The sequence below is a fragment of the Sabulibacter ruber genome (assembly GCF_017355955.1).
GTDB classification, from domain to species: Bacteria; Bacteroidota; Bacteroidia; order Cytophagales; family Hymenobacteraceae; genus Nibribacter; species Nibribacter ruber_A.
The window spans coordinates 205,111-231,471 of the sequence record NZ_JAFFID010000003.1 but is presented as its reverse complement, the minus strand read 5'-3'; the positions used below and the strand labels follow the sequence as shown (position 1 = coordinate 231,471).

The 26,361-nt window shown below is 48.7% G+C and carries 17 protein-coding genes and 1 pseudogene; 9 read left to right on the top strand and 9 right to left on the bottom strand.

The annotated features are described in order from the left end of the window. Positions 1 to 543 precede the first annotated feature (543 nt). Positions 544 to 2,061: a TROVE domain-containing protein gene (locus tag JT719_RS16735; protein WP_207434573.1), complete on the bottom strand. Its 1,518-nt coding sequence runs from the start codon at positions 2,059 to 2,061 to the stop codon at positions 544 to 546. A gap of 277 nt (positions 2,062 to 2,338) precedes the next feature. Here JT719_RS16735 and JT719_RS16730 point away from each other — a divergent pair, with 277 nt between their 5' ends. Continuing rightward, on the top strand, positions 2,339 to 3,403 hold the full coding sequence (locus JT719_RS16730) for a WD40/YVTN/BNR-like repeat-containing protein (RefSeq protein WP_207434572.1): 1,065 nt from the start codon (positions 2,339 to 2,341) through the stop codon (positions 3,401 to 3,403). An 81-nt stretch (positions 3,404 to 3,484) separates the two neighbouring features. Here the strand turns inward: JT719_RS16730 and JT719_RS16725 are convergent, their stop codons facing one another. The 5 genes and pseudogenes from JT719_RS16725 to JT719_RS16710 form a co-directional block, all read right to left on the bottom strand. Then, on the bottom strand, positions 3,485 to 4,906 hold the full coding sequence (locus JT719_RS16725; RefSeq protein WP_207434571.1) for an RtcB family protein: 1,422 nt from the start codon (positions 4,904 to 4,906) through the stop codon (positions 3,485 to 3,487). 227 nt (positions 4,907 to 5,133) lie between these two features. Further along, positions 5,134 to 7,983, bottom strand: coding sequence for an IPT/TIG domain-containing protein (locus JT719_RS25280; RefSeq protein WP_242693313.1), 2,850 nt, complete (start codon positions 7,981 to 7,983; stop codon positions 5,134 to 5,136). Between the two features lie 1,647 nt (positions 7,984 to 9,630). After that, positions 9,631 to 9,969 (bottom strand): annotated as a pseudogene (locus tag JT719_RS25665) (6-bladed beta-propeller); the annotation flags it as partial. A 472-nt stretch (positions 9,970 to 10,441) separates the two neighbouring features. Further along, positions 10,442 to 11,509 carry a DNA polymerase beta superfamily protein gene (locus JT719_RS16715; protein WP_207434563.1) on the bottom strand — a complete coding sequence of 356 codons (1,068 nt, stop codon included), beginning with the start codon at positions 11,507 to 11,509 and terminating at the stop codon, positions 10,442 to 10,444. Beyond that, positions 11,478 to 12,260 carry a nucleotidyltransferase domain-containing protein gene (locus tag JT719_RS16710; protein WP_207434562.1) on the bottom strand — a complete coding sequence of 261 codons (783 nt, stop codon included), beginning with the start codon at positions 12,258 to 12,260 and terminating at the stop codon, positions 11,478 to 11,480. Before JT719_RS16710 ends, JT719_RS16715 begins: the two co-directional genes overlap by 32 nt. Positions 12,261 to 12,356: 96 nt before the next feature. On the opposite strand from JT719_RS16710, the gene JT719_RS16705 reads away from it, so the two are divergent. Together JT719_RS16705 and JT719_RS16700 are read left to right on the top strand one after the other, a co-directional pair. Then, positions 12,357 to 14,096 carry a WYL domain-containing protein gene (locus tag JT719_RS16705; protein ID WP_207434560.1) on the top strand — a complete coding sequence of 580 codons (1,740 nt, stop codon included), beginning with the start codon at positions 12,357 to 12,359 and terminating at the stop codon, positions 14,094 to 14,096. A gap of 268 nt (positions 14,097 to 14,364) precedes the next feature. Next, complete coding sequence (locus JT719_RS16700) at positions 14,365 to 15,918, top strand: glucuronyl esterase domain-containing protein (RefSeq protein WP_207434558.1); 1,554 nt, start codon at positions 14,365 to 14,367, stop codon at positions 15,916 to 15,918. Between the two features lie 391 nt (positions 15,919 to 16,309). Here JT719_RS16700 and JT719_RS25555 read toward each other — a convergent pair whose 3' ends face one another. Then, positions 16,310 to 19,312, bottom strand: coding sequence for a DUF7619 domain-containing protein (locus JT719_RS25555; protein WP_207434556.1), 3,003 nt, complete (start codon positions 19,310 to 19,312; stop codon positions 16,310 to 16,312). 1,670 nt (positions 19,313 to 20,982) lie between these two features. Between JT719_RS25555 and JT719_RS16690 the strand changes: the two genes are divergently transcribed. Then, positions 20,983 to 21,333 carry a hypothetical protein gene (locus JT719_RS16690; RefSeq protein ID WP_207434553.1) on the top strand — a complete coding sequence of 117 codons (351 nt, stop codon included), beginning with the start codon at positions 20,983 to 20,985 and terminating at the stop codon, positions 21,331 to 21,333. A 483-nt stretch (positions 21,334 to 21,816) separates the two neighbouring features. On the opposite strand, the gene egtB is transcribed toward JT719_RS16690, so the two are convergent. Both egtB and JT719_RS16680 read right to left on the bottom strand, forming a co-directional pair. Then, positions 21,817 to 22,971, bottom strand: coding sequence for an ergothioneine biosynthesis protein EgtB (egtB, locus tag JT719_RS16685; protein WP_207434551.1), 1,155 nt, complete (start codon positions 22,969 to 22,971; stop codon positions 21,817 to 21,819). Positions 22,972 to 22,978: 7 nt separating this feature from the next. Continuing rightward, the gene (locus JT719_RS16680) at positions 22,979 to 23,260 is read right to left on the bottom strand and encodes an L-histidine N(alpha)-methyltransferase (RefSeq protein ID WP_341350779.1); all 282 of its coding nucleotides are present in this window, start codon (positions 23,258 to 23,260) and stop codon (positions 22,979 to 22,981) included. A 302-nt stretch (positions 23,261 to 23,562) separates the two neighbouring features. Between JT719_RS16680 and JT719_RS16675 the strand changes: the two genes are divergently transcribed. The 5 genes from JT719_RS16675 (at position 23,563) to JT719_RS16655 (ending at position 26,298) form a co-directional block, all read left to right on the top strand. Continuing rightward, the gene (locus JT719_RS16675; protein ID WP_207434544.1) at positions 23,563 to 23,817 is read left to right on the top strand and encodes a hypothetical protein; all 255 of its coding nucleotides are present in this window, start codon (positions 23,563 to 23,565) and stop codon (positions 23,815 to 23,817) included. Positions 23,818 to 24,040: 223 nt separating this feature from the next. Beyond that, entirely contained in the window at positions 24,041 to 24,469 is a 429-nt protein-coding gene (locus JT719_RS16670) for a hypothetical protein (RefSeq protein WP_207434542.1), read from the top strand. 92 nt (positions 24,470 to 24,561) lie between these two features. After that, positions 24,562 to 25,140 (top strand): hypothetical protein, encoded by a 579-nt coding sequence (locus JT719_RS16665; protein WP_207434540.1) that lies wholly within the window; start codon positions 24,562 to 24,564, stop codon positions 25,138 to 25,140. A 30-nt stretch (positions 25,141 to 25,170) separates the two neighbouring features. Then, the gene (locus tag JT719_RS16660; protein ID WP_207434538.1) at positions 25,171 to 25,650 is read left to right on the top strand and encodes a hypothetical protein; all 480 of its coding nucleotides are present in this window, start codon (positions 25,171 to 25,173) and stop codon (positions 25,648 to 25,650) included. Between the two features lie 222 nt (positions 25,651 to 25,872). After that, a complete protein-coding gene (locus JT719_RS16655; RefSeq protein WP_207434536.1) occupies positions 25,873 to 26,298 on the top strand; it encodes a VOC family protein in 426 nt (141 codons plus the stop codon). Positions 26,299 to 26,361 lie beyond the last annotated feature (63 nt).

Genomic DNA, 26,361 nt, shown 5'->3' with positions numbered 1-26,361 from the left:
CTACCCTTACACTATCTTTCCGCCTGAAGCACAGCAAGAAAGAGCAGGATTTGAACCTGCATTTCCCGAACCTGAATCGAAGTAACTCTTGCCTACGGCACCGTTTCCTGGCTATTTTTTCAATTGTAGAACAAAAACAAAGAACGAGCGGGCAACAGGCGGCAGGAGACTGTACGTTGCTCTACCAGCTGAGCTACACCTCCCCGAGGGGAAATGGAGGGAATCGAACCCCCGACACACGGATATCAGATCGAAGTAACTCCCACCTACGGCACCGCTCGTTTTTGCTTTGTTTTCTGAAATTAGCTTTAAAATAGAAAGGGCTACAAGCGGCACGTGCTTTCCGCTGTTGCCAGCGGGCAGGGTTCGAACCTGCTTTGTCCAAAGACGTTACCACGAAGTATCACGCACCTACGGCACCTTTCCTTATCTTCTATTCTGTCATCAATTTTGGTTTGTTTGTAGAGACAAGGCACTGCCTTGTCTCTGTTGCGTTCCCCGTTTCCGGCCGGTTTTGCAGAAACAGGCCGGAAATCAACTTTGCTACACTTCCATTTTCTCCACCATTTCCAGAGCATCTGCGCCGTTTTCAATGGCCTGCAGCACCTCAAAGATCTTGTCTGACCAACCGGCAATCAGGAAGACGTCTTCCTGTAATAGGTTGAGAGGCGAGGAGCCGTAACCGGCCAGATCGAAGAGGTACAGGCGGGCACTGGGGTACAGGGCTTTGTACAGTTTCCATTCCTGGGTGAGGCTGCGTTGGTAACCGCTGTTGTCCCACAGTTGGCAATCGGTGAAGAACATGATTTTGTCTGCCTGCACCTTGCATTTCCTAAGGTTTTGCAACACCAGGTACCCGTTGGTACTGTAACCTACCTCGCCCTCGCGGCGATGGAACTCCTGCACATTGGCCAGCACGCGTCCGCGAGGCAGATTGATGACCTTCCAGGTGTCACCGAACATGCCCGAAACCACACGCTCGCAGCGGTGCTGCAACAGCATGCCCAGCATCAGCCCGATGTCATACAGCTGCACCTTGCTTTTAGGCGAAATGGATTTCTGCATGGATCCCGATACGTCACAGGCCACCACCACCTTCTGTTCCTGCGAGAAGCCGGGCAGGTTGCGCACGCTGTGCTGCACGGCTTGTTCCAGGGCATCCAGCACGCGTGCGGTGTCTGGGTACTTTAGCACCTGTACCTCCCGGTACGCAGACAGAAACCGGAAGGGCAACTGCCTGGCTTTCTGCACCGCCACGGGATCAGCCAACGTTTGACACACTTTCTGAATGTGGGCCGCCGATACCTCGGCCTCCAGAATGTTACGCAGGTTACGCAACAAGGCCATGTACCCCAGTTTGCCGCTGTCAATGAGTTCTTCCCATTTGGCGCAGAATGCCAATGCCTTTTCCTCGGCAAAGTCAAACTGCTGCTGCCCCAGCCCCGACAACTCGGTTTCCCAGGTATAGGGAGTGGGCAAGGTGTTGGTGGCGATTTGATTGAAGATGGTTTGCTGCTGCGCGTCTTTGGGCACCGGGTGGGCCAGAAACAAGGCATCTCTCAGTTTGATCTCGGCCTCCCGGTTGTACTTGGCAAACTGGTAGGCATCAAACCGGTTGAAAGCCATGGCAATACCCCGCTGCAACTGCTTGGACAACTTGTGCAGCTTCTTGGTGCCGGTACGCCCGTTACGGAACTGGTAATACGCCAGCAACTCGGTGATTTCATCGGCGCGCTGCAGGGTCTGGGCCACGGCCCGGCTCACCAGGTTATCGCCGCGGTGTACCAAGGCAAGTTCCACTAACAGCACCAAAGGAACGCTGCGCAGGTGCATGTGCGTTCGGGCGTAGAGGGCCAGTTTTGCTACAAACTCCGGTTCGTTCTGGGCCACCAGCACCTGCAACTGCTCCAGACGGGCAGTAGCGGTCTGATAGAAAGAGTCCTGCAACGAAGCTGTTACCGTGGCGGCATACAGCTCTGCTTTTGGGCCCAGCTTCCAGGCCAAGGCTCCCTCATGGTTCAGGGTCTCGGTTTCTTTTGCTTTGAATACGTTGAATCGCATCGCCTTTGTGGTTAGTGAACGATACAAAGGTGGAGGGCTCCTGCGCAGTCTTTTTGCGCAGATGAAGAGGAGAAGAATTTTTTTGAAAATTTTTTGGGGAGAGGAATACAGCTTCAGCAATAGGATACCTTCTATAAGTTCAGCTTTCAAATTCTACTGCTTTATTATTCAACTCTCTCAATGCAGCTAAGCCGAGCAAGCAACCAGAAGACAACAGTGGTATGCAACCATTCTTTGGGCAGAAGGCTCTTTTTAGTAGTTCTTATAAGTTAATGAAATGAAGAAAAGTTATTTGCTGCTCAAGGTATTTATCCTTTTCACCTTCCTGATGGGGTGTAGCGAGGACGACGAAGAAACCATTGGCGAGCCCCAACCTGTTGCCTTCAAAAATTTTGGATTGGCGAACAGAATCGTGTATGAACTGAAGACAAAAGATGGGTTCCTGTATGCTGCCACAGATAATGGATTGTTTTCCAGAAATCTTACCGGAGCAGCAGATTGGCAGCCGGTAGGCTTACAGGGGGAGATTGTCAAGACTATGGTCTTCCTGCCAAACAACGTTATCCTTGCCGCCGGCTCAAACCAAAGCAAGACCACGTATAAAATCTATAAGAAGGTGGGTGGCAGTGCTGCTTTTCAGGAGGTGGCAAACAATTTTGGCGGTGGTTTTCCAGAATCACTGAACAATTTCTTCTACCTGGAAAACAGCCAGGAAATACTTGCGGTAGGGAACACGGTCATTGCCAAATCCACCGATCTGGGAAGTACCTGGACACCCCTGCAAGGAGAATGGCAGGGCTTGGGATCGGGGCTGGATTTTGTTCAGGCGAACCCTTTGAACGGGGATCTTTGGTCTGGCGGACAGAATGGAATAGAAAGCTTTACCCTTTTTAAATACTCCCAGGCTCATAAAAGTTGGAGTAGCTGGCAAGGTCTGCTGCCGGCCCCCAGTGTAGCCAAGGATATTGCCTTTGATAAGACTAATGCCAATACTTTACTCATTGGCGGGGAAGACGGTATCATCAAAACCACCGACAATGGCGCTACCTGGACTACCATCAAGCACGATGACCACAAAGCCCGCTTTTACTTTGGGGTTGAAATAGACGAAACAGACAATAAAACCATTTACGCGGCTAGCTGGCTAAAGAACTTTGATCATCCGCAGCCGCTTATCCTCTACATTTCCCGAGACGGTGGAGCCAATTGGGAAGAATTTGCGCATAAGGACGCAACTCTGTTTGGAGGGGTGTGGGACATGGTGCAGGTTAAATCTGGTAACCAAACCAGGCTGTACATGGGCCTTTACAAAGGCGGGGTGTATGAGGTTACGGTGAATTGAAGCAAAGGGTGAAACTAACCCGTACTTAAAAAAGTAAAGCCTCCCATTGGCTAATCGTGCCAGGGGAGGCTTTCCTTTTTATTAATCATTCTCTAAATACTGCTCATCGCCGCACATGCGCACAATCTTGGGCGAGAAGGTTCCCACGACTTCTACCAAATCTTGTTGCGCAGCCATCACCTGGCGAATGTCTTTGTATGCCATGGGAGCTTCATCCAGTCCGGACCCGATTACGTCAACGCCTGCTTCCTGTAAATGCCGCTGTACCTGGGCCGCGGAAAGCGTGTTCTTAGCCTGGGTGCGGGACATCTGGCGTCCGGCTCCGTGCGAGGCAGAGTTCACCGAGGCGGCTGTTCCGCGCCCCCGCACAATATAGCCGGGAGCCGTCATAGAACCCGGAATAATTCCCAGCACACCCATGCCGGCGGGGGTGGCGCCTTTGCGGTGTACAATCAACTCCTGACCATTGGCATCCTGTTCTTTCCAGGCGAAGTTGTGGTGGTTCTCTACCCTCGCCAGTGGTTCCAGGGCCAAAGCCTTGGCTAGACGGTCATGAATCTGGTGGTGGCACGCGCTGGCGTAGTCACCGGCCAGGTTCATGGCGAGCCAGTATTCCTGACCCGCCTCAGTGGTCAGGTCCAGCCAGGCTAAGTGGCGGGCCTCCTGGGGCAGCGGGCAGTTCTGCATGGCCAGTTTGGTGTAGTATCCGGCAATGTTGGCCCCCAATCCACGCGAACCCGAGTGGGAAAGAACCGCCAGGTAATCGCCCACAGGCAACCCAAATTCATTCTGAGCATCGGGGAGGGCAACCGTCCCGAACTCCACAAAGTGGTTTCCGCCCCCTGAAGAACCCAATTGAGAAAAGGCACGGTCTTTCAGGCTGCGCAGCACCGGAATCTCGGTGAACTCTGCTCGGTCCATTACGGCATGGTCCATAGGCTTCTGAAACGTTGCCCTTCCAAAGCGGGTGTTATCCACCAAAATCTTCTTTAATGGCCCACGGTTCTGGTCTATAAACCCAGATGGGGCAGGGTAGAGGGTAAGGCACATTCGGCACCCGATGTCTACGCCCACGCCATAGGGGATCACCGCATTACGGGTAGCCAGTACCCCGCCAATGGGCAAGCCATAGCCCTGGTGGGCATCGGGCATGAGGGCACCGGCTACTGCCACTGGCAAGCGCATGGCCGTTTCCATCTGCCGTTTGGCGCCCTCCTGAATCCCCGCCCCATCGTACACTGCAAAGGGCAGCGGAGCTTCGTGCAAGGGGATAACACCGGGATTTACTTGTTCTGTCAGCGCCTCGGCCAGTGAAGCAAGTTTTTCGTGCGTCAGAAACTCCGCTGGATTTGCCAGAACCTGAGCCGTAAGCCGAATCTGATCTTCTAAAGAAAAGTGGTGGTAATGCTGCGCCATCAGGCGAAGGCTAATGCCAATCGTCTTTCCTTCAGGGTACCCCAAGGCAAGAAGGTCTTTGCCGGTGAGGATAGAAGTATTTGCCATAGTTTTCAATAGGTAAGTGGTGAACTATGGCAAAGAGAAAAGGTAGGTGCGCAGTGTTTTTGCGCAGCAAATTGCATGAAGTAAGTTTTTAGCGTGTTTTTTGTTAAACGGCTTGAAATCAGTTGACTTGAACTAAGGAGGTACATGCATCAACCTGACTTTCTCAAAAAAATAAAGCCAAGGAGTGGAGCCTTGGCTTTATCTTTTAGAGAAAGAAAAAGCTCCCTCTACAGAAGGTTGATCCGTTTCACCACTTTCACTCTGGATGTTTGAATTACCAGAACGTAGATGCCGGTAGGAGAGGAGTCAAGGTTGATTTCCACCTGGGCTAACTGGGAACTTGCAATAGGCGCAGATATTAGCAGCTTGCCAGCCAGGTCAAAGACCTGTACAGCTTGCACGTCAAAGTCTGCTTTGATGAAATCTACGGTAAGCCGGTCTGGGGTGGGGTTAGGGTAGATTTGGATGGCTTGGTCTGGGGTAAGTTCCTCCACCTGGAAGCTCGCCTCGGCTCTGCCGCCGGCACCTGCAACGGTAACCTTCCCGGTGACGGCTCCCCTGGGCACCCGAACTTTCAGCACAGAAGCCGAGGTACTTAAAACAGCCGCTTGCACTCCGGCAAAATACACGGTGTCGGTTTGGTTCAGGGTCATGAATTCCTGCCCCATGAGTTCCACTACCGACCCCATGCTGGCCGAGGCGGGTTTGATCTGGGTGAGCACGGGAGCTGGAATGATCTCAAATCCATGGGAAGCTGTTCCGCCCGGCGTGGTCACGTTTACCTGACCAGAAGTGGCTCCCTCCGGAATACGGACCAGCAGTTGGGTTTCGCTTGCCTGTAGCACCTGAGCAGGCTTTTCCCCAAACAAGACGCTGTTACGGCTAGCCTGTGGGGCAAAGTTTGATCCGGAAAGCGTAAGGTTTCCGCCTACCCGCTCTCTCAGTTTGTCCACGCCTGAAATCACCGGTGGGTACCAGACATGGTAAACAGAGGTACTCTGGGCTATACCTCCTTTCGTCTGAATGCTAAACTTCCCTGATTCTGCCCTGGCAGGAACCCATACCCGCACAGAATTGGGCCCAAAGCCGATGATGGAGCACGGGATGGTACCCAGGGTAATACTTTCCACCAGGTCTTCAGAAAGATGGTTGCCCTCCAGAGTGACCACAGCGCCGATGATACCTTCGGCGGGGCTGAAGCTTGAGATTACCGGTGGTTGGTACACCGTAAAAGCTGAATTGCTGGTCCCATGGCCGTGTTCGGTTTCCACTTTGATGGGGCCAGTAGTAGCTCCTGCAGGCACCTTTACGGTGAGCGAAGTAGGCTGAGCAGACACCACTTCGGCCAGTTGGTTATTGAACCACACTTTGTTATTCTGGGTGCTGCCTGAAAACTTAGTACCCGTGATGACTACCTCAGCACCATGTTTCCCGGCTGATGGGGAGAAACCAGCAATAACCAGGTGATGCCATACTTTGAAGTTTTCTGCAGTCTCTACCTGGCCGCCCAGCGTTTTCAACTTGATTTTACCAGAATAGGCGTTTTCTGGCACTCTTATTTTTAACTGGTTTTCGGTGGCTTCCAGCACTTGGGCTTCTGCTCCGTTGATGGTCACCGTGTCCTGCAGAAGTATTGGAGAGAAATGATTGCCTGTAAGTGTCACCACCTGGCCGGGAACAGCTTCCTGCGGGCTAACAGAAGTGAGGACAGGGGGCAGATAAATGACAAAGTCACTGCTGCTGGTAACGGCTCCGTCTGCGGTGATTATTTTGATTTTGCCGGTAAAAGCGTTGGAAGGTACCACCACCTTTAAGGAAGCTTCACTAGCATCTAGCACCTGTGCCGGTACTCCGTTGAACGTGACCTGGTTTTTTGCCGCAGGTACCGCGAAGTTCCTGCCGGAGATGATGATTATCTGGGCTGCCCGGCTTTGCGTTGGGGTGAAATTGGTGATAGAAGGTGAAGCAACCACTTCGCTGGCCGAAAGCTGTTTATCAGCGTTTACAACCGGCGGCATGTCATAGAGACGGTTTACAGTGGTGTTGGTTCTTACCGGCTCGTTGTAGTCAAAGAAGATATCTGCGAAGTTTTCTATCAGGTGTTTCTCGGGGAGGTTGGCCTTGGGGTTGACACTGAACTGGATAGAACCGTTACTTCTTGCCTGGTCTACCGAGCTGTCTGGCAGCATGATGTTGTTGAACGTGAAGGTGAGCACTGGGCGCTCTTTGCCTGTCACAGTCAATTTGTAGGGGTGTGAAACAGCGCCTATTTGCAAGGACCCCAGATCTACATCGGCGGAAAGCGTGTCTACCACTACCACCCGATAAGCCACATCGGTACCCGTGTTCTGGAACCGCACCGTGTAGCGCAGAGGAGTGTTCGTGGGCGTGTAGTGCTCAGCGGTGAGGCCTACGGGTTCTACCTGCTTGTCATTAGGGTCAAAAGAGTCAATAATGGGGAGACATTGCTCTGTTTTCTCTGGCTCAGGATCATCCACGGGGAAAGCCATCATGGGTATGGCGGGTATTCCGGTGTTGCGTTGCTTTATTTCCACGTTCGCACTGGCGAGGGGCTTGATAGGATATCCTGTGGGCTGGTCGGCCTCTACGCGTATCACCCGGCCCGTTGTGGGAAACCGTAGCACCAAACTATCGCCGGCGGCCAGTTTATACCGGCTGTTCAACGCCAATTCGGCATCCTGGAGAACCCGGTAGGAGAGGCTGTCGGTCATGTCGCCGGTGCCCTGGTTCTGGATGACAAAGCGGGCTTGGGTGCTCTCGGTGGCCGCTCCACTTACCGCTATTTCAGCTTTGTTCCAGTGGGAAGGTTCTGGTTTGGCATTGGCAGGTGTAATCCAGGCTTTGGTGCAGACCGTCAGTCCTCTTATGTCAGGATTATCGCAGGATACGGAGTCAATGATGGAGATGGTACCGTGCTGGCCGGGCTCCAGGTTACCCACCTCAAAGACGTAATTGCCTTTATGGTCCTGGTAATGAGGCAAAGAGGCGGAGATAAAACTAACTTCTTGCGGCAACTGCAGCTTTACCTGTGCCCCCCTTGCTACGGCAAACCCCATGTTGGAGTAAGAGACCGTGGTTACATTCTGAAAACACCTACGCCGGCGGTCTGAGCTAACACTAACATTCAGGAAGGGGGATAAACGGACACTAAGGCCTATATCAGGACCAGAAACCTGACTAAGATAGCTTTTGACCGGCACTATAGTGGAAGAAGGGCAGTTAAATCTAATGTCCCTTCCAACTTCTTCTCCAGGTAAGATAGGGCTTACTGTGTATCTACCTGTATCAACAGGAATTGTGTATAGACCGGTATCATCTGATATTCCGTAATAGGGCCCAGGCTCAGCTTTCATTACAATTCCAGCTAAAGGGGTTTCTGTTACATCTTGTACACAATTAGAATTAGAGTCTTTGAAAACCCTGCCAGTGATCACTGAGACTTTAATTGGAGCACTAGAAGTTTCTTCGTTTGAAATATGCTCATTCACATAAGAGAGATTCAATACTAGGAGTTTTGTGTTTTTCCTGTTTATAGATAAATACCCAGAAGAGCCATTGATTTGGTTTATCTGAGTTCCTGACGGGTTATAAATACGAATGATATTGCCTATCCCATTCCAGAGATACAGATTGCCATGGCCATCTGTCGCCATGGAAGAGGCTTGGAGTTTAAATCCGGCAAACATAAATCCCTCTTGCTTTGGGGTTTCAAATACATGTAGTAATTCAGCTTTTGAGTTGAATTTATGAATCCTATACCCATCCATATCTAAGACAAACATATTGCCATCTGGGTCCAGGGCAAGATTAGAAGGCATATACAAGCGCCGGCTATTTGTGCTGAGCCCGTAGGTGGTAATTAGCTGGCCCAGAGGATTGTATTTTTTTATAGTCCCTCTATAACAGTCTAACAACATGAAATTTCCATAGTAATCTATCTGGAAGTCACCTTTTAAGTAGGCATAGTAATTGGCAGGATCAAGGGCAACTTCAACAGCAGTTTTAATAAATTTCCCCTCATTTGAGAACTTCTGTATTCTAGCTCGGCCTGTATCCGTAGACTTAATCTCTAAACAATAGATATTACCTGCTCTGTCTGACTTTATAGTGATAGGAGTCCATTGAGGACCATCTTCATTGCCTTTATAAGCAAATTCCTTTACAAATACCCCAAAAGAGTTATAGTGCCGGATAGCATAGGTAGGTTCTCTTTGCAAAAGAAAAAATTGTCCTTGATCATCTTGCGTTATACCAATAAACTCTTTCTCGTTGCCAATTTTCTTCTTTAGTTCACCACTGGCGCTGAAAACTTGTATGGTGCCTGTACCAATGTTGCCTCTGTTTGTCACATAGACGTCTCCGTTATCGGAAATAGTGATTTCAAATCGGCTACCCGTAAAGCTGCTGACTCCATTTACCGAGGAGGTATAGCTTTGAAGAAACTGACCGGAAGAGGAGTATTTGTCTACTCTTGCAGGACTGGTGTTGAACACATAAATGTTCTCTTCTTTATCAAGCCCTAAAGAATTAGAAATATTGAACGTTGGGTTGTTTTCAAACTGAATCTGCATGCTGTCAATCAACTGCAGGTCTTCTGTTAATTTATAGAGTTTACCATAAATGCCCAGTACATACAAAGTACCACTAGGGCCACTTTCAATAGCGACAGCTTTTTTGTGGACTGTATCACCGGGGAACACATAACTTTTCAGAAATTCGCCTTTGTTGTTGAGTTTCTGTATTCGGTTATTATAGGTGTCTGCTACATAAATATCCCCCTGTTTATCCAGAGTAAGATCATTGGGATGATAGAAATTTTGAGGCCCTATTCCTTCGGAGCCTACTTTCATAACCACTTCCCCTTTGGAATTAAGCTTCTGCAGGTTAGAGTGATAAACATCCACTAAATAGATGTTGCCCTCTTTATCTAGTTCAAACGACTGGAAAGTTCCTGGATCATTGTCTCTTACCAGATCCAATTTTTTAAGGAGATTTCCATCTTTATCAAGGGTTTTTAGGATGTTGTGCTCCAAGACCACCATGTTTCCTTCCTGATCTAATTCTAGTTGAAAGGGAGTAGATAGGGGTGTGCCTAAAGTACGGGAAAAGGTGAAGCCGGTGTTTTGAGCCCGTAATTGGAAAGAAAGTAGTAAAAAGAAGAAAACTAAAGGTAGCTTTTGTAAAGCTATTCTCATAAGCAAGCGGGTTAGGAAAGATTCAATATTTTATAATTTATTGAGATAAAGGTAAGCCAAAGAACCTAATTAAGTAATAGTGATTTTAGTTAGGAGCAAAAAATAGAAAATCGTGGGATCATGTATTTACTGCCAAATCTGATGTAGGCTTGTTTTGCTATAATAAGCTAAAAACAAGACCAGGACATTGAGTTAGCAAAGGCGGCTTCTTAATCAATCATAGGTTGTTAAATTACTTTAATTTGGTTTAGAATGAGAGAGTTCTACCTGAAAAGGAAATGCCAAAAGCCAAATAAGGGCAGGAGTTCTACCATGATTTTCAATTGAATTCATGGTAGAACTCCTGCCGTATCTGCACCAGCGTTTGGTTGATTCTTTCCAGGTCCGGTTCATCGGGCAAGTCTGATGCGGCGTAGAGAGAATCCATCTTTCCGATTCGTTCTTCGGCCATGGCAACCAGGTCTGCATACTCAAAAGCTCCGGAGCGGATTTTTAGCAGGAACTCCCGGTTGGGCCGGCGTACCACAATCTGGCCGGTGCGGGCAATTTCCTCGGCCATGTCCAGCAGCCGGAACGTGTGCATCAGGTTTTTGGCGTCATAGTTCTTGCCGTGTGAGAGGGTGTTCTGGTAGCGGGCATCGTTGCGTTTCTCTACCCATTCCCAATACTCCTTGTACTCTCTGCAGTAAGTGGAATACCCGTTTTTGTTGAAGGACATCACCGCCATAGGGGGCAATCCCTTAGGGATGGAACTGAGTGAGATATCATTGGCTACCTCGCTTTGTACAATCCCCTTGAATTTTACATCCTCCGCAAAATAGAGCCCGTAGAGTTCTGGCATATGCGGGATCTTGGCCAGGCCGCAATCTTCCTGTTTTAACCCTTTGGCTTTTAGAAACTCCTGGACCGGTACCGCTCCCTGGCCTTGCGGCACATAGCAGAAATCAAGCACAGATTTACGCTCCGGCTCCACGGGGTTCACTATTTTCTTGTTGAGCCCCTTGGCTTTCTTCACCTGGGTGAGCGCGTACCCGGCAAAGGTGTTTTGGCATAACCTGGAAAGAAATAACCCGGGGGTAAGGTGCCGGAACAAAGGATGCTGATACAGAATGCAGTCCTGCGGCATGGCCAGCAACTCCAGCATGTTAGGGTTGTTTTTGCCCAGTAATTCCAAAAATCGCTTCAATTCATAATAAACAATGTCGTTGCTCTCGTTGCTGAGCTGGTCAGTATAGGTTAACCCGTAAAGGTCTTCCTGCGGAAGGAGGTACACTCCCCGGATGTCAGTATCTGAGGTGGCGGTGTCAAGTCCGTAGGCTCTGCTGCCGCTGATGGTTTCCAGCAGCAGCAGGTTTCTAGAAGACAAGTTGTGGAGGCTGAGTGTCATAATCAAGAATTGTGTTACGCAGAAGTTGGTTTAGCGCTGTGGTGGAGCCTTGCGCCTTGGGTAAGCTACCGGCTTTTGCTTCGCAGTATTGCAGCAGACCCATTACGAAGGTTTCTAATGTTTCTTGTTTGGGATGGCGGTAACTCTCATCAACCTTCGTCTTTACCTGGAGTAGTTGCTGAATCTCTTCCCGCATGGTTTGGTCCTTCACCAGAGGAAGCAGGTCCTGAAACAGCAGGGGCGGAATACTCTTATTCTCCACAATCCAGAGGCTGGCTAAAGCGGTGCGCAGCAGGTAGAAGTAGCTTTTGAGCTTCACTTCGGGTTCCGGCGCACAGGAGTTGTAATAGTTGTAGGCCATGCTCAGGTAGTGGTGGAGGCCCGCCCTGGCCGAGAAGTACGCCGGAGCCGTTTCCTGCATCTTTTCCAGAAAAGAGCCCCTTTTCAGGTACAGGATAGGTGACTGCATTTTCTCAAACACAGAGGCATTGGACTTACGCATTAGCCTAAGTGCCTTCCTCAGTTCCCAGCCAACAAAGTCCAGGTCGCCTTCCAGCCATTCCAGGGTGTCTTTCTGTTCTTCCAGCGTAAGGTACCAGTCGGGTTGGTGAGTATAGACAAAGCGCACATCGTAGTCGCTGTCAGGAGAAGGGAAGCCCCAGGCCCGGCTGCCGCTCTCCACCGCAAACAGAATGGTGATCTGGTGGGTGCGCTCCAGTTCCAGAAGCTTCTGTAGAATCTCGTTTCTCATCTTCGGTCTCTTTTGATGCCTCAAAAGAAAGGAGGCACTGCGCAGTGTTTTTGCGCAGCAGAAAGTTTTTTCTAATTTTCTTCCAAATTCAACTCCATGCCCGTTAACCGCAACGCCCTCATCCGGTTCAGAACCATTGACAATTGTCTCAGAAACCGCTACCGTAAATGGACCCTGGAAGACCTGATTGAAGCCTGTTCCGAGGCGCTGTATGAATACGAGGGCATTGACAAAGGCGTGAGCCGCCGCTCGGTGCAGATGGACCTGCAGCTGATGCGCAGTGACAAACTGGGCTATAACGCGCCCATTGTGGTGGTAGACAAGAAGTACTACACCTACGAAGACCCAAACTATTCCATCACCAACATCCCGCTCACCGACCAGGACCTGGGCAAGCTCACCGAAGTGGTGGAAATCCTGCGGCAGTTCAAGGGCTTCACGCACTTCAACGAACTCAACGGCATGGTGCAGAAACTGGAAGACCGCATCCACACGGCCAAAACCAAACAGGCACCCATTATTGATCTGGAGAAAAACGAGCACCTGAAAGGCCTGGAGCACATTGACACGCTGTACCAGGCCATCCTGAAGAAGAAAGCCATCAGCCTTACGTACCAGTCGTTCCGGGCCAGGGAGGCGAGTGCTTTCCATTTTCATCCTTATTTTCTGAAAGAGTACCGAAACCGCTGGTTCCTGGTGGGGGTGCGGAAAAAAGACCAGCCGGTGCTCACCCTGGCGCTGGACCGCATCATCTCCGTGGGAGACGCGGTGGTGCCCTACGTGGAGAACACCACGTTGGACGTAAGCACCTATTTCAAAGACGTGATTGGCGTAACCGTGGCCAACGATGAACCCCAGACGGTGGAGTTGTATGTCAACGCCGACAATGCGCCCTACGTGCTCACCAAACCTTTCCACCTCACCCAAAAACTGCTGGAAAGAACCAGTAACGGCATCATCATCCAGATTCAGGTGCAGCTGAACTTTGAGCTGGAGCGGGAGATCCTGGGCTTTGGCGACTGCATCAAGGTCCTCAAACCCGAACGGTTGAAACGCCGGATCCAGGACAAAATGAAGAACGCCGCTGAGCTGTATGAAAAGGAACTGCGCCTGATTGAACTGGAATCTAGCCGCAAGAAACTGTTGCGCAGCGGCACGGCCATTCTGGACGGCATGTACACGCAGAAGGAGGTAGGCAAAATGCTGTCCATCATCCATCGCGCCACAGAAGACCCCAACCGTTTCAGAAGGACCGATGACCTGTTTGCCATCCGGGGCTTGCTGCAGGAAATCCCTAAGCTGAAACCGGTGCTCTTCAACCAGAACCTTTGCTCCCTAGTGAAGGAAGGATTTGGGCAAGACTATTTCCTCACCAAGGCCATTTACTTTGACAAACCACCAAAATCTAACTGGTATGTGACCTGGCACCAGGATGTGCCCATCAATGTGCAGGAGAGAGTGGAAACGGAGGGTTTCCGGGGGTGGACCAACAAAGCCGGCCTGGTGAGCGTGATCCCGCCGCTGGAATACCTGCAGAAAGCCTTCACCGTGCGCATCCACCTGGACGATACCGACCATAAAAACGGCGCCCTGCGCGTGATTCCCAAAACCCACTTCCAAATTTTGACGAACGAAGAAATAGCGCATATGCGGGAGGCGGAGGAAAGCAAATGCTGTAAAGTGCTGCGAGGTGGAGCGCACCTGATGAAGCCCCTGACCCTACACGCCTCCTCCAAAACCGAAGACGAAAGGCACCGCCGGGTAATCCACCTGGAATTCAACTGCCTGGACCTGCCCAACGGACTGGAGTGGTTGGAGCGGGAATTCTTAAGTTAAAGAAGGCTTCTTAGTAGCATCTTGTCCCTGGCACGCTTTGGGTTAATCTTCAGCTACGGAGCATCTTATCACCCGATTGGGAGGGTAAACTAAATACCGAACCTGGCCTTTAGCTACTCTCAGGGAAAATGTGTACTTTATTAGAGCGGGTAGAGGTTGGCCCTAAGTGAGTTCCGTATTTCCGCTGTGTTTTACAGAAAGAGCAACCAAAACAGAAGAATAGTCATTGACCTACTAATGCCATGCCCCACCTTAAAAATCTACTTTATTGAAAAAAGCCTTTTACCTTCTGTTTGCCTTTTCAGTTTCTTCTGCCACGGCGCAGCAGGCGGCAACCAAAGCAAATACGAACTATCCGGCCCCGGTGAACTTCACCGCCGAGCAGGACCACCAGCACATGATGAGGCAGCTGGGCATCAAGGCGCTCCGGCCCGGGCCCAGCGGAGACGAGAAGTCCCCCAACGCAGCCAACTACGACGAGGCCAAGGCCAACCCGTACCCCAACCTGCCCGAGCTGCTCACCCTCAAAAACGGCAAGAAAGTGACTACCCCGGGCCAATGGTGGAACCAGCGGCGGCCCGAGATAGTGGAGGAGTTTGAACGGGAGATTTTCGGCCGGATTCCCAAAAACGTGCCCAAAGTGACCTGGAAGACCCTGGTCTCGGAGCGCGAGATGGTAGGCTGGATTCCGGTGAACGCCAAACAACTGGTAGGCCAGGTAGACAACTCGCAGTACCCCTTGCTGGAGGTGAACATCAACATGACGGTGGTCACGCCCGCCAACGCCAAGGGTCCGGTGCCGGTGCTCATGATGTTCGGGCGCAGCGCCTTGCCGGCCCCGGCGCAGCCGCCCAAGGAAAGCCTGGAGAAGATCAACGCCGCCATGAAGAAACTGCTGGTGGAGGCAGACCCCTCGCTGAAGGCCGTCTTTGAGCAGTACCCCGCCTACACGCCCATCGCCCCGCAGGGGCCTCCTCCGATTGGTCCGCCCCCGGCCGGAGATCCACCTCCCACGCACCAGTTATTGGCAGCCGGTTGGGGCTACGTCCTGATTGAGCCCGGCAGCATCCAGGCCGACAACGGCGCGGGCCTCACCAAGGGCATCATCGGGCTGGTGAACAAAGGCCAGCCGCGGAATCCTGAGGATTGGGGTGCCCTGCGCGCCTGGGCCTGGGGCGCCTCCCGCGGACTGGACTACCTGGAAACCGACCCGATGGTAGACGCCAAGCGGGTGGGCATCGAGGGTGTGTCGCGGTTCGGGAAGGCGGCGCTGGTGGCGCAGGCCTTTGACCAGCGGTTCGCGGTAGGTCTCATCGGGTCTTCCGGCGAGGGCGGGGCCAAGCTGCACCGCCGTAACTTCGGCGAGGCCGTGGAAAGCCTCACCAGCAGCTATGAGTACCACTGGATGGCCGGCAACTTCCTGAAATACGGCGCCTCGGAGGCTACCTTCGGTTCCAAGACCGCTAATGACCTGCCGGTGGACGCGCACCAGCTCATCGCGCTGTGCGCCCCCCGGCCCACCTTCATCAGCTACGGTATCCCCGAGCAAGGCGACGCCAAGTGGCTGGACCAGCAGGGCAGCTACATGGCCACCGTGGCGGCCGGACCGGCGTTCAAGTTGCTGGGCGCCCGTGACCTGGGCGTTGGACACGATTACAAAATTGCCAAAATGCCGGGCGTAAACGTGAGCCTGCTGGACGGGGAACTGGCCTGGCGCCAGCACGACGGCGGCCACACCGATGCCCCCAACTTCAAGTTCTTCATCCCCTGGGCCGATAAAATGCTGAAAATGAATACAGAACCTGCTTCCTCAAAGCGCTAAGCGGGGTAAGAGGTAATATGGTGGATGTCAGTTAACTTGAATAAGATTCAAGTGCTCTGCGGGTAGATAGATCTCATTTGCTTGAGGCATCAATCCAAATCCTGGTTTTCAGTTTCTGCGTTCTTTTTACAAAATCAAGGCAAAAAACGGAACCATTGAAGATTGAAGGTGCCACAGATCTGGACAGTAAACCTTTGTGAGGTAAATACATTTGCTGACCAGAGGAAAACCGGTAAATAATCTCTATCAGGAGCACTGTATCACAAAAAAGCCCTCAGCATCAGCTAAGGGCTTTTTGATCATAGGAAGGATTATTGATTCAAAGGCTGTAATCAAAGCATATCATCTATTAAAAGCTGTCAACCGAAATGAAGTAAAATGAATTTATCGTCTACAGCAGCGATATCTTTTTCACTACATTGCCTCGACTGGTTTGTACTACCACCAGAAAGAGCCCGGGCTTCTTGCTTGTTAGATTTACCTTAATTTGCTCAGAATACCCCGAATTCACCTTTTCAGAGTAAACGAGCTTTCCTGTTGGGTCAAATACCTGCACGGTCTGCACATCAAAATCGGCTTTGGTGAAGTCAACCGTGAACCGGCCTGAGCTGGGGTTAGGGTACACTTGTATGGCCTGATCTGGGGTGAGTTCTTCCACGGTAAAGTCTTTTTCCGCCCGGCCACCCAAACCTGCGACCATTATTTTACCGGTGACAGCCCCGCGCGGCACTTTCACTTTCAGGTTGGTGGCAGAGGCCTGCAGCACCACCGCCTTAGCGTCTCCAAAGCTCACTGTATCCTGTGCTCCCAAGGTGTAAAAATTCTCTCCCTTCAGTTCTACCACGGTACCAACACTTGCTGCTTCAGGCAGCACCTGGGTGAGTACCGGGGCGGGAATAATTTCAAAAGGGTGGGTGGAAGTACCGCCAGGGGTAGTCAGGCTTACATTCCCGGTTCTGGCTCCATTGGGTACGCGCACCACTAAACTGCTTTCACTTGCTTGCAACACAGTTGCTTCCTTGTCTTCAAACATAACCTTGTTTCGAAGGGCCGCAGGGGCAAAGTTCTCTCCCAGAATGGTTAGGTTTCGGTCAACCCGCTGTCTGACTTTATCAAAACCAGCTATATGTGGGGTGTGCCATACGGTGTAAAGCGTAGTACTGGTAGCGGTTCCGCCTTTGCTCAGGAGGGTGAACTTGCCTGTGGTAGATCCGGCTGGTACTTTGATGGTTACAGATTTTTGGGTAAAGCGCACTATCTCACAGGTGAGTAACCCTAATTGGACCGTTTCTACCAGATCAGCGCTTAGATTCTCTCCCTGCAAGATCACCTCTGAGCCTACTACGCCTTCGGAAGGAGAAACTGAAGCGATGGTGGGCGGATGGTAAATAATGAAGTTATCAGAACCAGTGGCCACCCCGTCTGGAGTGACTAGTTGTAACTTACCAGAAATGGCGTTTGAGGGTACCCGCACCCTCAGTTCTGTAAGGCTTGCGGTTTCTACCGGCGCAACCACTCCGTTGAAGGTGACCTTGTTGTTTGCCGCAACTACTGAGAAAGCTTTGCCAGTGATTGTCACCAAGGTTCCGGCCTTACCTTTATTTGGCGTGATGCCCGTGATGGTGGGGGAGGCCACTACTTTATCTGTGGAGAGCTGCTTGTCTCTACTTACCACGGGAGGCATGTCATAGATGCGGTTTTGGGTAGTGTTGGTCCGCACGGGCTCGTTGTAGTCGAAGAAAATATCGGCGAAGTTCTCAATAAGGTGTTTCTCCGGTAGGCCTGCCCTGGGTTTGACACTGAATTGGATGGCTCCGTTGCTGCCTGCCTGGTCGCGGGCGCTGTCTGGCAGCATGATGTTGTCAAAGGTAAAGGTAACCACCGGCCGTTCCTTCCCGCTCACACTCATCCGATAAGGGTGCGAGACCGCCCCAACCTGAAAAGTACTCATATCCAGATCTGCCGACAAGGTATCTACCACTACCACCCGGTAAGCGTAGTCTGTGCCCGTGTTCTGGAACCTGACGGTGTAGCGCAGCGGGGTGTTGGTAGGAGTGTAGTGCTCAGCGGTTTGCCCCACCGGAATTACTTGTTTGTCATTGGGGTCAAAGGAGTCAATGATGGGAAGGCATTCTTCGGTGATTTCTGGCTCGGCATCATCGGGAGGGAACGCCATCATGGGCAGGGCAGGGATACCGTTGTTCCGGGCCTGTATTTCCAGATTGGCGCTGGCCAGAGTCTTGAGCGGGTGACCTTGGGGCTGGTCTGCCTCCACCCGCACTACCCGGCCATCGGTGGGGAAGCGCAGCACCAAGCTGTCGCCAGCAGAAAGCTTGTACTTGCTGGAAAGGGAGAGCTCCAGGTCCTGAAAAACACGGAATGAAAGGCTATCTGCCATATCGCCTGCGCCCTGGTTTTTCACCACAAACCGGGTTTGGCCCTCACCCAGATCACTGCCGGTGATCACCATGTCTGCCTTGCTGTAACCAGACTCAAAAGGGTAAGAGTTGGAAGGGGTGATCCAGGCTTTGGTGCAAACCGTAAGTCCCCGGATTGTGGGGTCGGCACAGGAAACCGAATCTGTGATGGTGATAGTGCCGCGTTGGTTAGGCTGCAGGTTACCAAGTTGGAAAACAAAATTCCCGTCCTCGTCCTTAGTATGCGGCACACTGGCAGAAATAAAGGAGACAAATTCTGGCAGGCGTACTGTCACCTGTGCATTGGAAGCAGCCGCAAAGCCAGTGTTTGAGTAAGAGACTGTAGTGGTGTTGCGGAAGCACCTACGCCGGCGGTCAGAGGAAACACTTACGTTGAGATAGGGGGATAGGGTGACTTTGGTCCCGAAGTTGTTGCCGGCAGAATAGTTGCCAAAGCTCTCAAAGTGAACCCCTCGGGCAGCGTCACCAGACATACAGGTGGTGGTCAGGGATTTGCCTGAGGTATTTTCTGCCAGCGGCCTTACTGTATAAGTGCCTTTTCCCACCAGGAGCCGGTAGTTGCCATTCTCATCCGTTGCCCCATAGTACGGGCCCGGCTCGGCTTTCACAATGATATCGGCAAGTTGGGTTTCATTGGCATCAACCACACAGTTAAAGTTATTATCAAGGAAGATGTTGCCCTCAATCAGGTTGTATTCTTTAGGCGATGCAGTTGAATAGACTGTGACTATATCATATTGCGGGTCAGCCATGGCCAATAGGCTGCCGCTTTTGTTCATAGCCACACTTGGTGTGTTGATGGGGAGGGCAAAATTCAACCTCCCGGTCAGGTCATAATATTTTACATAAGCACCTCTTACGCCTAAATGGCTGTCTCCCAGTGTAGCTACCAGAATATTCCCGAATGCATCTGAAGAGATACTGGAACGAATAGCATAGTAATCTTCTTCTTTCACATCAAAGGAACCGTATTGTTGGATAAACTTTCCGGAAGAGGAAAATTTCTGTATCCGTTTGCCATTTAAATCTAAGACAAAGACATTTCCGGCCGCATCTACCGTAACATCTGAGGGCCTATGTAATTGTCCGAGGCCTTTCCCAACAGGTCCAATTTTTGCGATAGTTTTTCCATTTGAATCTAGTTTCAATAAGGCGTGATTATCGCCATTTTCATAGCTGGTTACATAGATATTACCTTCATGGTCAACTGCTAAACCTGCTGTGACATACTGTCTTTGAGTACCATGGTAGAGACCCGGCTTTGGGCCTACAAACGTTGTGATCTGCTTCCCTTCAGAATCAAATTTTTTGATGTGGGAGAATGAACCGTAGTATTCTAAAATATAAATAAAGCCCTTTTCATCTATTGTAACTGTTAAAGGGTTCAGGAGATAAGCAACGTTTAGTTTAAAGGTTTTATCTTCCTCCCCTGCTGCATTGTATTTAATGAGTTGTCCTTTTATATGATCCAGTACATAGAAATTGTCAAGTTTATCAAAGGTAACTTCATAAGGGCGTCTCTGGTTACCTATTCTTTCAACCAACTTATGCTCCTGATCATATTTCAAGATGTGGTCTCCAGTTGTACTAACCATTTTCATGTACATATTATTCTCATCATCGAAAAAAATCAAACTTCCCCTTTCCGCATTGATTGGAAGTCTTTTTTTCAAAGTGCCATCTGGAGAAAAGACAACGATAGGCCAATTGATTGTATTGATGTATATGGAACCGTTGTTGTAGGCGTAGAGGTCACCGTTTTTATCTACCTCTATTGCTATGGCGTAAGACTTGTTAAACCCGGTTTCTTTCATAACAGCATCGCTGATACGCTGTATGATCTTACCCTCACGGTTCAGGAGTGTTATGTAGGCAGTTGGACTCCATGCACTTGTTTGGACCTCAGCTACATAAAAATTATTCTGGTTATCAAAGGTGAGGTTTATGTAATCTGAATTCCAGATTGGATTAGGGTTTTCAAGTGTAATAGTTTCTAGAACAACGCCTTCTGAGTTATATACGTGAACCTTCCGGTTAATAGGATCAAATAGAGTGACATGATCATTTCGATCAAGAAGTATCCTCAGATTTGCTCCAGAAATCTCTTCTTCTACTGGAGGGAACGTCTTTATAAGCTTACCTTTCTGATCATGCTTTTCAATGCGTTTTTGCTGTGCGTTTAGAATATAGATGAATTGTTCCTGATCAACCACCAGACTTAAAAACACACCCTCACTATTATTATACCCGGCATTGTAATCCTCTACATTTACCCTGAAGTCCAAAAGAATTTTTCCGTCCTTCACTTTCACAACTCTGGACATTTCTGTTAGGTAGAAGTTTTTTTCGTTATCCATCGCCATGCTATAAATATTCATAGCAGGCACACTACCTATTTCAAACTTTTTCTGATATGGGGAGTTTTGAGCAAATGAATAGAAATATGGAATCAGCGTTAAAATCAGCAGTAGAAGTTTTTTCATGTATACCCTTTTCAAATAAAGACTTAGGTTGGTATAAAATATTGAGTAAGGTAAATATATGGATTTATAGTGCTTCAGTAGATGAGCTTTATAAAATAAATTAGAAAGCAAAAGAGTGTCTGGTCAAATACTTCAAGTTAATTGTGGAGCAAGGTCTAACTACTTACCGGATGGTAACTGGACTTTCTATCCCTGTCAGTTTTTTTTATAGAATTTCTTTTATCAAGATGAACATGTATTATAAAAGAAGTTGGGATGAAGTTGTGTTCTATGAAAATGAAGAATGGGGCATTCCTGTTTACTATTTTGAAGTAGATCCAACAGGGTGGCCCATTCGGCAAATTGAAGTTTATAGCAATGGCAAAAGACTAAAGTATAGCCTGGAGAACCCTGCTGATGATTTTGGAATGCTGAGTGATCAGAGTCTAGACTTGGCTGAATTTGATAATTACATCATACCAAAAGAAGAGTTTGACAAGGAGTGGAACAATTAGGTCATAGTACCTCAAGCCTTGACTAGTTTCATGTATCTCTCCCCTTGAACCACTAATTTTTCCATAAGTAAAGCAAATATTAATAAGCCCTTAGAGGTATAGAATAGCTAACGTAGAGGTTACATCGTAAGCTAGTACAAAAACTTCTACCAGAGTGTTTATTCATACTTTGAAACTGAATCCCACCTTTGACTAGGGAACCTTTTCCTCTACCATTCTTCTTAAGAAAGTAAATACTTAATTCCTGGCAACTACCTTTTCTGCCAAACCCCGGGATACCAGAATGATAAGGAAGCCAGCGTGGCTGGCCGCCGGAAACATCACGTATTACGCGTGACTTGCTTTGGCAAGCCAACCTTCATTAAAACCATAGCTTCAAAGAATGTTCACAAAAGGCCTTAGCAAAGTCATCTAGAAGACGACGAATAGGGTGTTGGTGAATTTCAGGTATTTTTTGGGCAATCTTTTCATAAAATAGCCTGATTACTCAGCGAGCCTGATTCCGGTGAACTGCCATTGGTGCTGCGGGTGGAAGAAATTGCGATAGGTCTTGCGGCTGTGACGGGCGGGCGTGGCCACTGAGGCGCCGCGCAGCACCATCTGGTTCACCATGAACTTTCCGTTGTATTCCCCAACTGCACCCGGGGCCCGGGTAAATCCGGGGTAGGGCAGGTAAGCGCTGTTAGTCCATTCCCAACGGGTGCCCCAGGAGAACCTGTCGGCAGCGACTTCCCACTCCGCCTCTGTGGGCAGCCGTTTCCCTTTCCAGGCGGCGTAGGCGGCCGCCTCGTAGTAACTGACGTGGCAGACGGGTTCACTTAGCTGAATTTCCTGCAAGCCGGCAAGCGTGTAGTGCATCCACTTTCCGTCCATCTGGTGCCAGTACAGGGGCTGGCTGGCGTTCTTTTGCCTGACCCAATCCCAGCCTTCGGCGTGCCAGAATCGGAAGTCGCGGTAGCCTCCGGCCTCTATAAAAGCCAGGTATTCTCCGTTGGTGACTAGGTTTTGGGCTATCCTGTACTCCTGCAGGTACACCTTATGCCGGCCCAACTCATTGTCAAAGCAGAAGCCTTCCCCTTCAAAGCCTATATCGTACACCCCTGCTTCCAGGGTCAGGAACTCGTCTGTGGAATTCTGGGATTGACTTACTTTTACCTGAGGGCTGTAAACCGGCAGCAGGGGGTTGTGGCCAAGGATGTACTTAATATCGGTGTAGAGTAGTTCCTGGTGCTGCTGCTCATGATTAAGCCCCAGGATGATGAGTTCAGAAACATCTGAAGGTAACTGATCTGTTTGCAGCAGGTGCTCCATGCCCCTGTCTACATGGCGGCGATAGGAATACACATCTTCCACCGAGGGACGGCTCAGGTTGCCCCTGTCCGTGCGCACCACCCGGGCGCCCACCGTCTCATAGTAACTGTTGAAGACGAAGTTATATTGCGGGTCATACTCGCGGTAGCCGGGTAGGTTGGGCAAGAGCACGAACGTCTCGAAAAACCAGGCCGTGTGCCCCAGGTGCCACTTGGGAGGGCTAACGTCCCCGATGGGCTGCACCACATAATCCTCTTTCTCCAGGGGGGCGCAGATCTCCTCGGTGAGTTTCCTTACTACCCTGTATTGCTCCAATAGATTATTCATTTTCGTCTTAGTTTAGAAAATCCAGCCTTAAAACCGCGGCCCAGAACGTATCCATAAACCAGTCCTTCGGATCAGAGCAGGAGTAAACAGGCTCAAACCCTGAGCTATGGGCAAGTTCCCAGATCTCCTCCAACGAATATTTCTGGAATATGTCCATAAAGATAGTTTCATCCCGGGTGAATGCAATCTGATTTCCGACGATAGTGGCGGTTTGGTTCGCAGGCTGGCCAGGTAGCTTTTTCAAGCCCCGTTTATTGAGGTCATAGGTATGGTAATGCTCAAATGGCACCAAGTCTTAAATCGCTACCCCTTTATCTCTAAGCGCCTGAAAGAGGGGCCGTTTGGATCAAGTACAGCAAAACCACCAAGATCTACACCCACCTCACCGCTCACGCCCTAGATAAGATCATCAGCTCGCTGGATAATCTCTAGCAAACTGTTACATTAGCTACAACATATATGATCATGTACCTGTCTACACTACTTCTTAAACACAGCCACCATGATGGCTCGAAAGCAAGCTGCTGGAGTTACATACATAGTGCAGATAACCGTATGTTGTGGTATATACAGTAGTTAGGCAACATTATAATGAAAGAAATTGTCGAGAAGATTATTGAAGAGCTAAAACTTAATACAAAAATCCAAAAAACAGATGTACACACATTTGATTCTGGTGCTTATATGATTGATATCTGGAAGGATGATAAATTTTATTGTATTCAGCTATTTGATAATAAATTTGGTTTAAGCGAAGTGGATAAATATGATTTTAGCACCATTCCAGATTTCACCTATGAAACTTATGATGAATTTAAGTTCAACCTCAATAATATGCTTCAGTAGATAAATAATTAGAACCGTTATTATGTTCTGGATACCTATACTTTAGAAACCAGAGCAAAATAAAAAATAAATAACGGTTGCCTAACACTGTATATACAAAACCCTTGCCTCGCTGCGGCCTTTGCATATACTAAACGTTAGGTGCAAATAATTTACATAAATGAGGTTATTAATCATCTGCTTTTTGATTTGTAGCGGAAACTTTATGTCATATTCTCAAACAATGGAGAACAATCCCTTAGCAAGAACACTAGATACTTTCAAGCGTCACGAACTAATTTCTGGACCTGCATACTTGGAATTATCAGAAAGAGTAGTAAGAGGAGAGATAACTACTAATAAAGAACTAGTTGACCTTTTGACAAAACTCCATTTTGAAGGACGACCTGAAGATGTACAAGAAATAATCAAACTAAGAGATACAAAAGAAAATTATTATTATGTAGTACCTCGTGTTTTTGTAGATGTTGAATTGCCTCAAAAATACTCTGACTTAATTGTCAATTTCTATGAACAAGGAGTAATAAATAAAAAGAGCAAAAATAAGCTTCTTAAAAGTTTAAAGACACCATCTTCTCTAATTGATGTTAGAGTGCAGGAAGGAACCTTTCATTATTTCTATCTTAAAAGCATTTCTGAAGTAATAAATTAATAAAATATCAGCACTTAATACTGCATAAACGTCGCCCTTCAGCAACGGCCTTGAGCGTCGTTTATACGAAACCGTTAGGTGCAACAAGTAAAATGAATAAAGAGCTAATAAATAAATCCATAGAAACAGAGAGACTGCGCAACGAAGACTATTGGAAAGATAAAACCAGTTCAATAGCAGGTTTGTTCATATTTTTTGCCTTATGGGTATTAGCGGCTATACCCCTGAAGTATGAAGAAGCTCGGGTTAGCGGATTTACGACGTGGCCTCTCTTCATTGTCCTAGGCACCTTATTCAACTACCAATTGCTAAGATTCTTAATAGAAGATGATTTGCAGAAGGTTTATACAGGTTTAGATGCTCCTACCAATCAAAGGGCTGTGAGCGCCTGTTTAGAAAATTTGAGTTGGACAATTGTTGAAAAGAACAAAAACCTGATTGCCGCACAGATTAGTTCGGTTTACGGTTTGCTTGGGCAAAGGATGGTTGTGATTTCTAGTGAAAACTACATCTACATCAATGTCAAACACATAGGCACAGGAAATGGTAGATTCCCTTCTCTGTTTGGACTGAACAGAAAGAGAGTAAGCCAATTGGTTAGTGAATTAAAATTGCAGCACCCAACATCGCATAAACAACAAGCTACGGCCGACGGCCTCGCCGTAGTTTAGCCCAGTACGTTAGCCAAATTTAAAACAACAATGGAAATCCTGAAGAAAATAACCGACGCTATCTACGGTACTGAAAAGGTGAGGAGAAACTACTCTACACAATATCCTAATGAAACTGTACTTGCAGCGGACGCTTCAAAAGGAATAATGACCAAAGGCAATAAAGCCACACAAAGAAGCTTGGACTGGGCTACTTCACAGAGAGCTGTAGTCTTACTGACTGACAAAAGGGTTAAATGCGGTAAGTGGGACATTCCCCTTGACAGTATCGAATCGGCCCAGCTTGTAAAAATCAACACAACCTTCGGACCTGGTCAGGTACTTAAACTAGAAACAAAGGATAAAGAGAACTACCAGTTCGGAATGCAAATGAACCGCGAATGGACTGAGCAAAATGTCCTGCCAATAACTTTAGAAAGCGGGAGCGTAAAATATTCTCTTATCAGTATTGCGCTCCGTCTGTTACTGGTTGGCTACTTATTCTACTGGCTGTTTGAAGAGTTTAATTAGAAAAACTTTGCCTAACAACACCTAAACTCTAGCCTTGGTCTATGGCCACCACCGCCGGTTAGTCCATCACGTTTGGATTCATTGTGATTGCGGCTTACGCTAATTCATACTAGCATATTCATGTAACCTTTGTCGCAATCAACCTCTTTTATGACGCGATTACACCTTATTCCTTTTCCTGTTAAGCAGTATGTTAGAACCCTGGGAATCAATTTAATAACTATGGCGCTAATTAATCCTCACATTAACTTCAATGGGAATGCCGAAGAAGCATTTACCTTTTACAGATCAGTATTTGGCGGAAAGTTTGCAAAAATCATACGCTATAAAGATATATCGAACCCTGAGTATACAGTAGCAGAAGATGAGACAAATAAGATAATGCACATTTCTTTGCCAATTGGTGATAACGTTTTAATTGGCAATGATGTCCCCGGATTCATGGGAAAAGTTAATGAAAACGAAAATAGATCTAAAATATCTGTTAGTGCAGAAAGCCGTGAAGAAGCTGACAAATTATTTTATGGGCTTTCTGCAGAAGGGGACATAGAAGTGCCTATTGGAGACAATCCTGAGGGATCATGCTTTGGAATGTTTAGAGACAAGTACGGGATTGAATGGATTGTGGAATTTGAATCAAAGTTTTAAGGGTAATATAAAAAACAACGAACCCCTATTCGTTTGCGGCTTGTAAAAGGCGGGCTGAAGAGC